Origin of the sequence: Siphonobacter sp. BAB-5405 (assembly GCF_002872335.1) — a bacterium.
In the GTDB taxonomy this organism is placed as follows: Bacteria; Bacteroidota; Bacteroidia; order Cytophagales; family Spirosomataceae; genus Siphonobacter.
Map to the genome: position 1 here is coordinate 189003 of NZ_NJAG01000011.1, position 14050 is coordinate 203052.

Consider the following 14050-nt stretch of genomic DNA (forward strand, 5'->3'; position numbering starts at 1 on the left):
ACCCCTGCGGGGTTGGATCTTACCAACCCGCAGGGGTTCAATGTACATAGCCCCGTATGCAATGCGGGGTAATTGCGAGTAGATCCCGAATACAGATTTATATATTCATTACACCTGAAAACGACAAACTAACAACTAAAACGGATTCAGGAAGAACCCTACGCCTACCCAATTGTTGATATGCTGTTCAAACGTACTATAGGGTAAGGGTCCATGAAAGGCCTGTACAGCCAGACTTAGTGGATTTCGTTCAATCGCTCCTAATTCAATTCCCACGGCCGCAGTTACACCCGGATGAAAGTTCGTTTGTTCGATCATCCGAACATCTACGCCCGCCCACCAGCGAAGTTTCTCCCGATTCGGTTGCTTCCAGACGGTACCGATTTGCGTATACAACCGCTTCCGCTCCGAAGCAGGTCGCAGTCCGACGCCCAGGCCTCCGTACAAGCGTACACTCGTCCACTGATACGCGTACAAAGCATCCACCTGTTCGTAATTAACGGCATTGGGCAAGAAATAATTGATCTGATTGCGAACCAGATAATCATCACCCAAATGCGACGACAGGTGATAAACCCGGAATCGCCAGCTGGCATTTCCCCGCTTCAAATTATAAAGCAACCCTACGCGAAAATCGACGTTAAACAGATAGCGTCGGAATTTATCTTCCTGACTATCGTGAAACATTTCAAACTGAGTATTGGCTACGACATCCAGGGCTAGTTCGGAAGCCCGACGCTCGTCCCGACTCCAGCGGAAAAAGCCTTTCTGAAAACCGATTGAAAAGGGAGCAAACAGTCCGTCCCTGCTTACGCCATCTTCTGTACGCCGCAATAAGGAGGCACTGGTTTTAGCTTCCAGCGGATCGAGAACGATCGGTTCAAATAAATGGCCCTTGGGCAGAAATTCCGTTTTGGTTTGAGCCTGAACTCCGGAAATTAGCAGGAAGCCTAGCCCCAGAAGGGTAAAGATCGAACGCATGGCGGTATGAAAAAACCGGAGCTTTCTGTGAGAAGCTCCGGTTTTTGAATGAAGTATCAGGATAAAGCCGTGAAGTGTTTGAAGAACAAAGGAATGGTTTCGATTCCCTTATAGAAGTTGAACAAACCATAGTGCTCGTTGGGCGAGTGAATGGAATCCGAATCCAGACCAAAGCCCATTAATACGGTTTTCAGACCAAGTTCTTTTTCAAACAAAGCCACAATGGGAATACTACCACCGCCGCGAGTCGGTACGGGTTTCTTGCCAAAACTTTCCGTCAAAGCGGCCTCGGCTGCTTTATACGCCGCCGATTCCAGGGGCGTCAGGTACGGTTGACCGCCGTGGTGGGGCGTTACCGTCACTTTCACTGACTTGGGAGCAATGCTCTGGAAATGAGCAGCGAACAAATCCGTAATCTTATTCCAGTCCTGATTAGGCACCAAACGCATGGAAATTTTAGCGTAAGCTTTAGACGGCAGTACCGTTTTTGCTCCCTCGCCAATGTAACCACCCCAAATGCCGTTGCAATCGAGCGTCGGACGAATACTGGCCCGCTCCCGGGTTGTAAAGCCAGCTTCTCCCTGTACATCGTCGATCGCCAGATCAGCCTTGTATTCCTCAAGATTGAACGGAGCCGATTCCAGCATTTCACGCTCTTCCGCCGATAATTCTACGACATCATCATAAAAATTCGGAATCGTGATATGCCCGTTTTCATCGTGCAGACTGGCAATCATTTTAGCCAGCGTATTGATCGGGTTCGCTACGGCTCCTCCGTATACCCCTGAGTGGAGGTCACGGTTGGGTCCGGTTACTTCTACTTCCACGTAGCTCAGTCCACGTAAGCCCGTATCAATCGACGGCGTATCGTTAGAAATCATCGCCGTATCCGAAATCAGAATCACATCAGCCTTGAGTTTTTCACGGTTCTGGCTAACGAAAGTACCCAGGTTATTGGAGCCAACTTCTTCTTCGCCTTCAATCATGAATTTCACGTTACAGGGCAGCGAGTTCGTCGCCATCATGGCTTCAAACGCTTTCACGTGCATGAAAAACTGGCCTTTATCATCGGCTGAACCCCGGGCATAAATTTTCTCGTCTTTGATGACGGGTTCAAACGGTGGTGACGTCCAAAGTTCCAGCGGATCGGCTGGCTGAACGTCGTAGTGACCGTAAATCAGTACCGTTGGTTTACCCGGATCAACGATCTTTTCTCCGTACACAATCGGATGGCCGGCGGTTTCGTGCAGCTCGGCTACATCCGCTCCGGCTTTGGCTAAACTTTCCCGAACGTATTCGGCAGCCTGTCGTACATCACCTTTGAATTTTGAATCTGCACTAACGGAAGGGATGCGTAACAATTCCAGCAGTTCTTCGAGAAAGCGGCCCTTATTAGCCTCTAAGTAATCTTGCATAGTGTAGCATGTTGAATGAAAGGACTTGTTCTCTTTCCGCCAGTCCGGTTCGAACACCAACCCGGCTGGATCGTCCTGACTGATTTTGCAAAAGTAAACAAAGCTTGTACGTAGCAGCGAACCAAAGGCAAAAGAAAAACCCGGAACCTGAGGCTCCGGGTTGAGAAAAAAGTACGGGTAAAACCGAAGTATTAACGGCTCCGACGACGACCGATGGGGATACGAGCTTCCTCGCCCCGCAGTAATCGACCAATATTTTTATGGTGCGTATACACAATTAATCCAAACAGAATAAATCCAAAAATCACCAGCAGATTGTGTTCCGGACCAAACAGGTTAAACACCATCATCAGGGGGAATGCCAGTGTAGCGACAATGGAACTCAGCGAAATATACCGCGACGAAAGCATTACCAGTATGAAAACCAGAATACAAACGCCAGCCGCTTCCGGGTGAATGCTAAGTACCATACCCAGCAACGTAGCCACGCCCTTACCACCTTTGAAACGGGCAAAAACGGGAAACAAGTGGCCAATGACCGCGATAATTCCGAAGGCAAGCTTCATGGGTACCCGTTCGTCCAGCGTAATTTCATTCAGATAGAACAGAATGAGAGCCAGGTTCGCTGCTAACCATCCTTTCAATACGTCGATGAGCAGTACGATCGTACCTGCTTTTTTGCCTAAAGTGCGGAACGTATTGGTTGCTCCGGCATTGCCGCTTCCGTGCTCACGAACATCGATTCCAAAGAAAGCCTGTCCGTACCAAACGGACGTAGGGACTGAACCTAAAAAATAGGCCAACAGGCCAGCAAACAATACGCTTAAGGTCATTTCAGATACTTAAAAAATGAAAGTGGCTTGAAAATTGTTCAACAATTTTTTATGAGCGTGGAAAACAAAGATACTGGCAATTGCCATATTCTCTAATCGCTCTATAGAGTAATTGCTAAAATTAAGGGCTTTTTAAGAGTTGCCTTTCTCAGCGAATCGTAAGATAATAAAGTCCAAACGGTGGAAAAATGTTTACAGGTGCGGGTATTCAATAATTATTACATACATATAAACGTATTATAGATGTATCTGGTTTGAATAGACTTAACTATTTTGAAATAAACTTTTTAATAGGGCTGCAGGCCCCTTTTGTATATATAAAAACTTTTGAAAAAAATTCCTGCATTTTCTAGGTTTTCAAGGCTGAATCAGAAAGGCAAGAACGGATACTCCGCCAGAGAATCCCAAAGAAACTTTCCCCCGGAATGCGTTCATAGGAAATTTTTCCTTGCCGTACTTCTTTTTTAGGCATAGGGTTACTTTCGTACATCAAAACCTTGTTGGCAGCAAACGTAAATAGGTCCCGGATTTTAAACCCTTTCTTCTCGTCGGGCTTCAGAATCTTTATTTTCAAATCGTGATACAGAAGCGTTCCGCTGCCTGAAGTCTTCACCTGATCGCCGGAAAAACGGAACTGAAACCGATCTACTATCCCCGTTTCTATGTCCATGAGGGCCAATGGTTTGAAAGTGGATTTCAAGACCCGTAAATCCAGGGTGGCCAGTTCAGCCGCACAGGTATACTGCCCCCGGGGTGACCGCATGTCGAATGTAAAATGCGTTTGCAAGGAACTCACCCCCATAAACGAAGCCTGAAAATCAGCCTTACACACATTGGTCTTCCGGAGTGAATCATTACTCAGCGAAACGATTACGCCTTTTATCCGTCGGAAATTAACGTTTCCAGTCTGGTTCGTTTTCGGATTTAGCTCATCGTAAACAATATCGACCTGCCGCACTTTCACCGAGTCAATGTCTAACTGAAAAGGCAATTGCTGATACAGCTGGTGCGGGAAGGGTTTGCGAGGTCCATCCATCTTGGAAGATCGGCTCCGTACTTCAAAAGCGTTTACCAGACCTCCTTCCACCGTCACTACTTCCACTTTTACTTTTTTCTGAAGCCAGTATTTTGATAAGTCCAGTCCGGCGAGTTCAATGTGATTCACGACAGCCTTTGTATAGCTGGTGTTTCCCGTGCGTCGTACGTACTCCATACGTGGATACGAAGGAATGCTGCCCAGTCCCTCGATTTGCAGACGTTTGTTGGCCGTTGACAACTGAATTTTCTTCACCTGTACGGATGCACTCAAGTCCTGATTGGGCAGGACCAGTGAATCAAGGTTTACCTCAATTGCTTTAGCATACCAGAGGCGGGTCGTATCCAGATGGCCCTTCTCATCGATCAATAGGTCGTCTACTTTCCAGGAAAGTTTCTGGACACTTAGCGTACGGACCTTTTTCGTTCGACGGTCTACCTGTTTAACCGTCCAGTTATCGCCCTGAATCCGACCAATCTTTACGTGCTCGAATTGCTTGTTCAGCATTTCATAAGGCGTTTTTTGTACTTCGGGCTCATCCGGTTTTGTGTTCGGAAACTGGGTTAACCGTAGATCGAATTGATTGAGCACGATTGCTTCCACGGACAGTTTCTTTCCCCATAACCAGGAAAACAGCTGAAAACCCTGTACGCTGATTTCAGGCATGTTCCCTTCAAAAATTAAATCAGGAGCCTCCTTGCCTAATTGTCGGCGTCGTGCGGTGTCAGCCTGTAGTTTGACGTCCGTAATGCGGGCTTTACCCGTAAAAGGGTTATAAGTAAGCTCATTGAGCTGGATCTGATACAGCTGATCTGACTTCTCGTAAACGGCACGCTGAATCTTTTGACCTGCAAAAGGCTTGAGGAAGAAAGTCCCCACAACCCATATACTTAAGACAACCAGCAGGCAAAGGGCAAATACACCGACGAGTATTTTGACAGCAAGTGGTGAGGGCTTTAAGATTCTGTTCATGTGGGTATTTACACAAGTAAGAGGAACGATAACCCACTATCAGGACAATAAGCGGGGGGACCCGTTAAGGTATGAAAAGCCTGTACCACTTGTTGCGTATTTTCAAGTCATGTCTTCGAAAAGCCTACCAATCAGGGGTATAACGTCCGCAGATTGGGCATGTAGACCACACGTCACTGCTCCAGAGCAGAAGGGATAATTCTTTTGTACCTATAAGCAGTAGAATCATTTGGAACAGCTATGGAATCAACGAACGATACAAATAATTCATGGAGTAAAATGAAACAATGGTGGCGAATCAGTTCACTTATCCGCTGGGCGGTGCTTATTGTAGTGGTGCTGATGGTCGTTGCAATTGGCGGTAGTCTTATTTTTATAAAAGATAAAAAACGAACAATGTTTCCCGGTACGGTAGCTTCGGATACCATTCGTGGAGATACACTTTTCGAGCCGACGAAAACAATTCATCTACCCGCTAAGGAAGAAAGGGATACGAATTAGCGGCTTTATTAACGTTTATAATTTTGATTTACAAAGGGATAAGAGAAAGTAATTTTCTCTTATCCCTTTTTTATTTTGTTATCTATATTTGAGCTGAAATTTAGTTTTATACCCCATCTATCATCTTCTTTATGTCCATCAAATTTCGGCGTGCAAAATCCTTTTGCACCCTTGGCAGTATTCTTCTGCTTACTGCTTCACTCGCCAAAGCTCAGGAAGTAAATTACGAATCCATCGGTTTTTCACGAGAAGTTCCCGCTACCTTACCAGCCCTTCAGCAAGACCATACGTATGATGTTCGCGGAATTGTTACCAGTCAAATCAATAACGCGTTTATCAGTAAAGAACACGCGGATGATTTAAAAGCGGCTTTCACGGGGAATACCCTGGCTATTAATTTTGGCAAATTAATCCAGGTAGATGATCAGGGTGATCTGCACGTAATTGCTCTCATTCAGGCTTTTAAGTTCATTGGACCTAATCCCTACAATGCTCAACAATCCCTTGCTCAGGTAGCCGTGCATACCACCGTTTATGATCGCTACGGACGTAAAGTATTTATCAATCCGTACGAATCTTCGCAAGTTGCCGTACCCGCTTCTTCCATCGACTTCAAAAACAATAAACGAGCAAGTTTAGCCCTTTTTGCCCAGAAGGCAATTACGGAAAGTCTCGTGCCTTTACAGAATAAGATTTACGGTTATCAGGGAAAGTTTAGTACAAGTTTAGCGTACCTGAATGGGGTTAAGAAATTTCCTGAATTGAAGGAGTTAAAAGAGCAGATTAATGGCTTGCAAAGTACGCTTAAAAAGAACGGTATTGAAGCCTATCTGGAGCAGGCTAAACCTTACCTTTCCCAATGGCAGACGCTGGCTAATTACCAGGGAGAAGGAAATGCTTCCGAAGTAAGAAGAGCGGCTTTGCAAAACCTGGCCGTTACGAACCTGTTGCAGGGAAATTACAAAGAAGCTATGGCTTACGTTGAACAATATAAACCCATTGACAAGTCGATCCGGCAAATGATGGGTTTGATTTCCTACAAGAATAGTGAAGAGCTGGAATCCATGATTCGGGCCTTCACACCCGAACTCCAGGAAGAAACAGCGAGCCAGCTAGCGGTGCTTTCTACCCCGGAAGTGATGGACCGCTATAAGTACTATCTGATCCCAAAGACTAAAATTGTCATCGAATCCGGTCGCAACGCGGGTACTTACGAAGGCTTGGTCAAGGTATTCCGGAGTGAACCCTACTATCAGTCTAAGGAAAAAAACGGCATGGTCGAACTGCCTTCCACGACTGATTTGTCAGTATGTCTGCCCAGTACAGGTAATGGCCCTGAAACCTGGGTATGGGGCTCTACCATCAAATCCTTTCAGGACGAAAATGGTAAAGAATACCTGATTCGGAAGTTTGGCTCAGCGATTACGGGTGGTGCTACCTACTACCTTTTACAAAATACGTATCAATCGCCGAAACTGGTGGTGTATCAATCGCTCGTTCCGGGAAATACGGAATACCTGATGATGAAAAAAGGGGATGAAAAAGGCGTACGTTCAACGTTACTCAATGCCCGGAAAAATATGCTGGAGTATTTGAGTGACTGCCCGGCTATCGGCACCAAGTACGCCAACAGTCAGACGCCGATCAATCTTCAGGAGGTTGCCGAAGCGTATACAGCCTGTAAGTAAACCTCTAAATCCGTACGAAAACAAAACACCCGGCTTGAATCCAAGCCGGGTGTTTTGTTTCTAATGCGATTCCCGCAATTTCCAGGTTCCGGATTTTCCAACCAGAAAATCCATATCAGCTCCCTGGTGCGATTGCTGGACGTGATTCAGATACAAGTTGGTATAACCGCGTTCGTAACCCAGTTCAAGCGGCTCCCAGAGCTTTTTACGTTCGGCCAGTTCCTCATCGGATACGTGCAGGTGCAGGCTACGATTGGGTACATCCAGCGTAATCAGATCGCCATTTTGTACCAGAGCCAGTGTGCCTCCAATGGCCGCTTCGGGTGAAACGTGCAGGACGACCGTACCGAAACCGGTACCACTCATCCGACCGTCGGAAATACGGACCATATCGTGGATGCCTTTTTCAAGGAGCTTCTTCGGCAAAACCATATTTCCTACTTCCGGCATACCGGGGTATCCCTTCGGACCAACGTATTTCAACACCATGACGCAGGTTTCGTCGATGTCCAGATCCGGGTCGTCAATCCGGGCTTTGTAATCGTCAATGTCTTCAAAGACAACCGCCCGGCCCGTGTGCGTCATCAGGTGCGGACTGGCCGCCGAGGGCTTAAGTACAGCTCCATTCACGGCCAGATTGCCTTTCAGTACGGCTAGCCCGGTGTTGGGTTTGAAGGGATTATCGACGGAAGCAATGATTTCACGGTTATGAGCATTGGATAAAACAATGTTTTCGCCCATCATTTGCCCGGTTACCGTCAGAGCATCCAGGTTGAGCGAATTGGAAAGCTCTTTCATTACCGCGGGCAAGCCGCCCGCGTAGTACAGATCTTCAAAGAAGTGCTCGCCTGAAGGCTGAATATTGGCAATGAAAGGAATATTTTCGGACAAGCGATCAAAATCCTGCAAGTCCAGCTCCACGCCAATCCGACCCGCAATCGCCATTAAGTGAATGACAAAGTTGGTAGAGCCCCCGATGGCGGCATTGACCATGATTGCGTTTTCAAAGGCCTTTCGGGTTAGTACTTTGGACATCGTCAGGTCCTCGCGAACCATCTCCACGATCCGGCGACCCGTCATGTGGGCCATGGTTTTTCGGCGGGAATCCGCCGCTGGAATGGACGCATTATCGGGCAAAGTCAAGCCCAGCGATTCGACCATGGATGCCATCGTGGAGGCCGTGCCCATCACCGCACAGTGCCCGGCACTACGGGCCATACAGCCTTCAGCGGCAATAAATTCCTCCTGCGACATCTCCCCTACTTTGTAGGCTTCGGCAAAACGCCAGACATCCGACGTACCGATCTTACGGCCTTTGAAGTGCCCCGCCAGCATGGGTCCGCCCGAGATGACGATACTGGGCAGGTCCACGCTCGCTGCTCCCATCACCAGGGAGGGCGTTGTTTTGTCACAACCGCACATCAGCACGACGCCATCGATGGGATTTCCGCGAATGGATTCCTCCACGTCCATACTGGCCAGGTTGCGATACAGCATGGCCGTAGGTTTCATGAGGGTTTCGCCCAAAGACATGACGGGAAACTCCACGGGAAAGCCTCCGGCCTCCCACACGCCCCGCTTGATACACTCGGCGAGTTCGCGGAAGTGGGCATTACAGGGCGTTAACTCCGACCAGGTATTACAGATTCCGATGACGGGCTTGCCCATGAATTCATGGTGCGGAAAGCCTTGATTTTTCATCCAGGCCCGGTAAATGAAACCGTCTTTGCCCGTCTTGCCAAACCAGTCCTGTGAACGGAGTTTCTTTTCTTCTTGCATGTTTCAGTGTTCAGTTTAGAGGGTTATGTCTGATCTTGCCCACAGGGGATATCCGTCCCCATCCAATGCCCATTCACAAATAAAACACAGTATTCACTATTACAAGTGAAATACTGTGTTTTAACAGACGCAAAGAAGGGACGTTAGTCGTTTTGTTCGACCACTAACTTCTCAATCAATAAAATTAAAATGTGAATCACTTTAATGTGAATCTCCTGAATACGATCCGCGTAGCCAAAATGCGGTACGCAGATTTCCACGTCGGCCTGTCCGGCCAGTTTGCCTCCATCTTTTCCGGTCAGAATCAATACCTTCATGCCCTTGGAACGGGCGGCTTCTACCGCTTTGATGATATTAGCCGAATTTCCGGACGTACTGATTCCAACCAGTACATCCCCGGCAAAGCCCATGCCTTCCACAAAACGGCTAAATACGTGATCGTAGCCGTAGTCATTGGATACGCAGGATAAGTGACTCACGTCGGAAATCGCAATGGCCGGTAGTGATCGGCGATCGTTTCGGTAGCGACCCGTGAGTTCTTCGGCAAAGTGCATGGCATCACAATGCGAACCGCCGTTTCCGCAGGAAATGATTTTGTTGCCGTTCTGAATCGCCACAGCCAGTAAGCGGGCAGCGTCTTCAATGTGCTGACTATGTTTAGGATCGTTTAAAAAGCGATCCAGTACTTGTTGAGCTTCTGATAATTCCTGTTGAATAATCGACTGTAACATGGATAGTAAGGATTGGGCGTTCCGGGCCAAATCTTTCCCGAAACGCTGAACATTAAGCCGAAGCCCGGTAATACAAGGTTGAACAGTTTTCGGGACGAAGAATGTTACGGGCCGCCGCCTGAATCAGTTCGCCCGATACGGCCTGAATGCGTTCTGCTTCCATATTGGCCCATTCGACGTTTCCGGCGTTAGCCGCAAATGCCAGATTCATCGCCCGATTCAATAACTCGATTTCGGAGAAGGCCAGGGTCGCTTCAGCCTGATTTTTTACTTTTAATACTTCCGATTCCATCGGTCCTTTCGCCAGCAGTTCATCAATGATTTCCTGAATGGCCTTTTCGCCCTCCTCAATTGATACACCCTGATTCAGGTTACCCTGAATGACGAATAAGCCAGGTTCCAGACTACCCGTAGGATACGCATTGATGGAATTAAACAAAGCCTGTTCTTTCACCAGCTTGCGATACAGGCGTGACGATTTTCCCCGGCCCAGAATATCCGCCAGCAAATCGGCCGGATAATACCCGGCCTCGTACCGACCCGGCATGTGATAAACTTTATACAGAGCGTCCAGGGGTACTTTGGCTTCAACTTCCTGAAAACGGGCCTCGGTTTGTAAGGGCTCCTCAGGCAAAGCCCGTTGATACGGCTGACCGGCGGCAATGGGTTCAAACCATTTTTTGCTCAGGGTTTTTACCTGTTCTACGGTTACATTTCCGGCTACCACCAGCAAGGCATTGCTCGGCACGTAATACCGGAAAAAGAAGTTCCGCACATCTTCCAGCGTTGCTTCTTCGATATGGCTGATTTCCTTGCCGATGGTCGCCCAACTATACGGGTGTTTTGTGTACGCCAGGGGTCGAAGCTTCAGCCACACATCACCGTAGGGCTGGTTAAGGTAGCGTTGTTTGAATTCTTCAATCACCACATTTCGCTGTACTTCCAGCACCTGCGGATCGAAGGATAGCGACATCATCCGATCCGACTCCAGCCAGAAGGCCGTTTCCAGATTCGTCGCCGGTAAGGTGATGTAATAGTTAGTAATATCGGGCGACGTAAATGCGTTATTCTCCCCACCTACCCGTTGCAGGGGGGTATCGTAATCGGGAATGTGTTTCGAGCCGCCAAACATCAGGTGCTCGAAGAGGTGGGCAAAGCCCGTTTTTTCGGGGTTTTCATCCCGCGAACCCACGTTGTACAAAATATTGACGGCTGCCATGGGCGTGGTGTGATCTTCGAGCACATATACCTGCAAGCCGTTATCCAGAGTAAAAGTCTGATAATGAATCATAGTCCTCAACCGGACGTATTTCGGCGAACGGTTAGTCCGCCGCATCCGTTTCCTTCCGACAAATCTACGGTTATGGGTTAAATGCACCCTATCTTTAACGGCTCAATGTTTTTAAAATTTCCAGCAAGTACCCCACTTTTTGCATACCCATTTGTAAACCCCAGTCATGAAAAATCATACCTATTTACGCCTTCTTCTGCTGCTTTCGTTCTTTATTTTCCAAAGCCCTTCCGCTAAGTCTCAGATTCTCAACGATCGCGAAACCCAGCAGCAAGTCATTGAAGCCCTCAAAAACATTTACAATTTCGAATTCAAAGAGGCCGAACCTTTCCAACAAAAGATCAAAGCCAAATATCCGAATCACCCGGTCAATGCGTTACTACTGGCGATTCAGACCTACTGGCAGTACCTGCCCGTGTCTGAGAACGCTTCGGCGGCCAGTCGGTATCAGTCGTATCTGAATCAGTCGCTGGAACAGGCGGAACAGATGAAGTCCGCTGATAAACATGATACAGAAGCTACGTTTTTTCTGTTGGCCTCCCATAGTTACCTGGCGATGCTGGAATCGGACCGGGGCGAGTTTATGAAAGCCACTTCGGAAGCCAAGCGTACCTATAACTATATGAAGAAAGGATTCAAGCTGACGGAACAAAACCCGGAATTTTTCTTTTCAACGGGCCTCTATAATTATTACCGCGAACAGTATCCGCAGGATCACCCCATCGTAAAACCCATCATGGTCTTTTTTCAAAATGGCAATAAAACGCTGGGGTTGAAACAGATGGAAACGGGTTACCAGAGAGGCATTTTCACCAAAACGGAAGCCGCGTATTATCTGGTCTATGTCCTGATCAAACATGAAAATAATCCAGCAAAAGCTCTGACTTACTCGACGCCTTTACTAAAAGAATATCCAAACAATCCGGTTTACCTGACGCGACACACGGAAGCTCTTACGCTGGCGGGCCGATACGCTGACGCCGAACCACTGGCTCAGCAACTAGCCCAGAAAAAACAAGTGGTTTTTAAATCATCGGGTGAAGTTTTTCTGGGATTGATTCTAGAAAAAGGAAAGAAAAACGATGCCGCTGCTGCTTCTTATTACCATAAAGCCCTGCAAAACAAAATAAGCGAACAGTATACGCAGGATTACCACGCCATGGCTTATTGCGGACTCGCCCGTATTGCGGATCGTTCCGGCAAGCAAGATCAGGCTCGGGAGTATTACAGGAAGGCTCAGAAACTGGCTGAATACCGAAGTACGATGGATGAAATTAAGCAGGCCTTGAAGTAATGCTGACACTGTACTAAAGATTAAATGGGAATTAAAAAAGCCCCATTTAAAGCATTTTGTAAATCAGCGGTACAAAAATTTTGAGTACGGATATAGCTTTATCCCTTGTGGAATAAGCTTTCGTATTTTATTCATTTTTCACCCTGATACCATGAAAACGTTCAGCATTGCTCTGTTACTGACCGCTCTTAGCTTCGGTTCATTCGCTCAACAGCCCGTAGTTGTAACCAAAAAAACGGTAACGAAGAAAAAAACGGAACACGTTTCCAGCAAAAAAACGACGAGCCCAGCTTCTGAAGGAAGTAGCAAAAACGTCTCGAAGAAGGTAGAAACTTCGACTGTGAAAGGAGCCAATGGTGATACGAAGACCACCACCAAAACGGCAACCAAAACCAAGAAAAATTCTTAAAAACAAAGCAGGCGACTCTTACGGGCCGCCTGCTTTGTTTTTATCTCCTACTCGAATACATCGTATTTTTATCTTTAGCTTCCTACATTAAGCACACGTACTATCTAATTAGTACATACTCGTTCCCAGTTAAACTTACGTATATTCTAGGTTCAAAATAAATATCCGTACAAGAACGTTTTTACACATCTTAACTCATTCTGATTCAGAGGATAAATCATTAATCTTAAGGATTTAAATAGTTAGTAAAGTGAAACTAATTTTTACTATCAATTATCTACCTGTAACTATTTTTTCTTTGTATAAGAATTAATTTGATCAAAAGATTAGGATTAACTATGCTATTTTTTTTATGCTTCGCTTCCCTTTATTTTTGATGAAATCTCAATTAGGAAATCAAAAATATTCTTTTCATTTTCGCTCGCTGTTAGTAATTAATCCACCATTGTCCATCAAGTATGAAACAGTTATTTACCTTGACTTTACTAAGTCTGGTTGCGTTAACCTCGTGTCAAAAAACCAACTACGCGTACTTCGCCAAATCTACCCCACCGCTCATTGAACGTAAGAAAGTCGCTACTAAGCCTGACACCACCTCTATCCCGCTTATTCCTAAAAAAGAATTACTGGCTTCGGCCATTCCTGTTCTTTCAGCAGTTCCCAGTCTGGCAACTTCTACCCCAGCCCATGCCGTAACATCAGCCGAGGCCTCTGCCAGTCAGCAGACGAAAGTTGGGTTTCGTCAACGGTTACTGACGAAAATGGTTACGAAGAAGGTTCAAAAGCTTCAGGCTAAAGCGAAGCGTACGGCTGATTCCCGACGTACGGAACCCATTTCTGTCGTCTCTTTCATCGCTGGCTTCCTGGCTTTGCTGGACGTCTTATTGATCGGTAGCGGGCTTTTATTTTTACTGGGAGCGATTGTCGCTATTGTTTTCGGGTTTGTCGGATTAAGCAAGATTAACCGTCATAGCTCTGAATACAAAGGTCGTGGGTTTGCGATTACAGGTTTATCACTGGGCTTCTTTGGTCTTCTGCTGATCATCATTGCTCTCATTGCCTTATCTTCCCTCTCATTCTCCTGATTTACTGGACAAATCGATACAATCACTAAAAAAGC

At 46.7% G+C, this 14050-nt stretch carries 12 protein-coding genes; 5 read left to right on the top strand and 7 right to left on the bottom strand.

The features are described 5' to 3' along the window. Positions 1-135: 135 nt before the first annotated feature. The 4 genes from BWI97_RS10935 to BWI97_RS10950 form a co-directional block, all read right to left on the bottom strand. Entirely contained in the window at positions 136-981 is an 846-nt protein-coding gene (locus BWI97_RS10935; RefSeq protein ID WP_102201025.1) for a DUF1207 domain-containing protein, read from the bottom strand. Positions 982-1037: 56 nt separating this feature from the next. Continuing rightward, complete coding sequence (locus BWI97_RS10940) at positions 1038-2396, bottom strand: dipeptidase (RefSeq protein ID WP_102201026.1); 1359 nt, start codon at positions 2394-2396, stop codon at positions 1038-1040. A 191-nt stretch (positions 2397-2587) separates the two neighbouring features. After that, a complete protein-coding gene (gene plsY, locus BWI97_RS10945; protein ID WP_102201027.1) occupies positions 2588-3229 on the bottom strand; it encodes a glycerol-3-phosphate 1-O-acyltransferase PlsY in 642 nt (213 codons plus the stop codon). A 349-nt stretch (positions 3230-3578) separates the two neighbouring features. Beyond that, positions 3579-5237, bottom strand: a complete 1659-nt coding sequence (locus BWI97_RS10950) for a hypothetical protein (RefSeq protein WP_146010912.1) — start codon at positions 5235-5237, stop codon at positions 3579-3581. Positions 5238-5477: 240 nt separating this feature from the next. Here BWI97_RS10950 and BWI97_RS10955 point away from each other — a divergent pair, with 240 nt between their 5' ends. Beyond that, entirely contained in the window at positions 5478-5738 is a 261-nt protein-coding gene (locus BWI97_RS10955) for a hypothetical protein (RefSeq protein WP_094809357.1), read from the top strand. A 131-nt stretch (positions 5739-5869) separates the two neighbouring features. After that, on the top strand, positions 5870-7426 hold the full coding sequence (locus BWI97_RS10960; protein ID WP_102201029.1) for a hypothetical protein: 1557 nt from the start codon (positions 5870-5872) through the stop codon (positions 7424-7426). 60 nt (positions 7427-7486) lie between these two features. On the opposite strand, the gene BWI97_RS10965 is transcribed toward BWI97_RS10960, so the two are convergent. From BWI97_RS10965 to BWI97_RS10975, 3 genes are all read right to left on the bottom strand, one after another. Continuing rightward, on the bottom strand, positions 7487-9205 hold the full coding sequence (locus BWI97_RS10965) for an IlvD/Edd family dehydratase (protein ID WP_094809353.1): 1719 nt from the start codon (positions 9203-9205) through the stop codon (positions 7487-7489). Between the two features lie 143 nt (positions 9206-9348). Beyond that, the gene (gene lpcA / locus BWI97_RS10970) at positions 9349-9936 is read right to left on the bottom strand and encodes a D-sedoheptulose 7-phosphate isomerase (RefSeq protein WP_094809351.1); all 588 of its coding nucleotides are present in this window, start codon (positions 9934-9936) and stop codon (positions 9349-9351) included. A gap of 52 nt (positions 9937-9988) precedes the next feature. Beyond that, positions 9989-11227 (bottom strand): pitrilysin family protein, encoded by a 1239-nt coding sequence (locus tag BWI97_RS10975; protein WP_094809349.1) that lies wholly within the window; start codon positions 11225-11227, stop codon positions 9989-9991. A 166-nt stretch (positions 11228-11393) separates the two neighbouring features. Between BWI97_RS10975 and BWI97_RS10980 the strand changes: the two genes are divergently transcribed. The 3 genes from BWI97_RS10980 to BWI97_RS10990 all read left to right on the top strand — a co-directional run bounded on the left by BWI97_RS10980 (position 11394) and on the right by BWI97_RS10990 (position 14015). Beyond that, positions 11394-12521, top strand: coding sequence for a hypothetical protein (locus BWI97_RS10980; protein WP_102201030.1), 1128 nt, complete (start codon positions 11394-11396; stop codon positions 12519-12521). Between the two features lie 151 nt (positions 12522-12672). After that, positions 12673-12930 carry a hypothetical protein gene (locus BWI97_RS10985; protein ID WP_102201031.1) on the top strand — a complete coding sequence of 86 codons (258 nt, stop codon included), beginning with the start codon at positions 12673-12675 and terminating at the stop codon, positions 12928-12930. 458 nt (positions 12931-13388) lie between these two features. Next, positions 13389-14015, top strand: coding sequence for a DUF4190 domain-containing protein (locus BWI97_RS10990; RefSeq protein WP_102201032.1), 627 nt, complete (start codon positions 13389-13391; stop codon positions 14013-14015). Positions 14016-14050 lie beyond the last annotated feature (35 nt).

What these genes read in the sequence shown, in the direction of transcription:
- BWI97_RS10935 (WP_102201025.1), bottom strand. Translation starts at nt 981, where the DNA reads ATGCGTTCGATCTTTACCCTTCTGGGGCTAGGCTTCCTGCTAATTTCC.
- BWI97_RS10940 (WP_102201026.1), bottom strand. Translation starts at nt 2,396, where the DNA reads ATGCAAGATTACTTAGAGGCTAATAAGGGCCGCTTTCTCGAAGAACTG.
- plsY (WP_102201027.1), bottom strand. Translation starts at nt 3,229, where the DNA reads ATGACCTTAAGCGTATTGTTTGCTGGCCTGTTGGCCTATTTTTTAGGT.
- BWI97_RS10950 (WP_146010912.1), bottom strand. Translation starts at nt 5,237, where the DNA reads ATGAACAGAATCTTAAAGCCCTCACCACTTGCTGTCAAAATACTCGTC.
- BWI97_RS10955 (WP_094809357.1), top strand. Translation starts at nt 5,478, where the DNA reads ATGGAATCAACGAACGATACAAATAATTCATGGAGTAAAATGAAACAA.
- BWI97_RS10960 (WP_102201029.1), top strand. Translation starts at nt 5,870, where the DNA reads ATGTCCATCAAATTTCGGCGTGCAAAATCCTTTTGCACCCTTGGCAGT.
- BWI97_RS10965 (WP_094809353.1), bottom strand. Translation starts at nt 9,205, where the DNA reads ATGCAAGAAGAAAAGAAACTCCGTTCACAGGACTGGTTTGGCAAGACG.
- lpcA (WP_094809351.1), bottom strand. Translation starts at nt 9,936, where the DNA reads ATGTTACAGTCGATTATTCAACAGGAATTATCAGAAGCTCAACAAGTA.
- BWI97_RS10975 (WP_094809349.1), bottom strand. Translation starts at nt 11,227, where the DNA reads ATGATTCATTATCAGACTTTTACTCTGGATAACGGCTTGCAGGTATAT.
- BWI97_RS10980 (WP_102201030.1), top strand. Translation starts at nt 11,394, where the DNA reads ATGAAAAATCATACCTATTTACGCCTTCTTCTGCTGCTTTCGTTCTTT.
- BWI97_RS10985 (WP_102201031.1), top strand. Translation starts at nt 12,673, where the DNA reads ATGAAAACGTTCAGCATTGCTCTGTTACTGACCGCTCTTAGCTTCGGT.
- BWI97_RS10990 (WP_102201032.1), top strand. Translation starts at nt 13,389, where the DNA reads ATGAAACAGTTATTTACCTTGACTTTACTAAGTCTGGTTGCGTTAACC.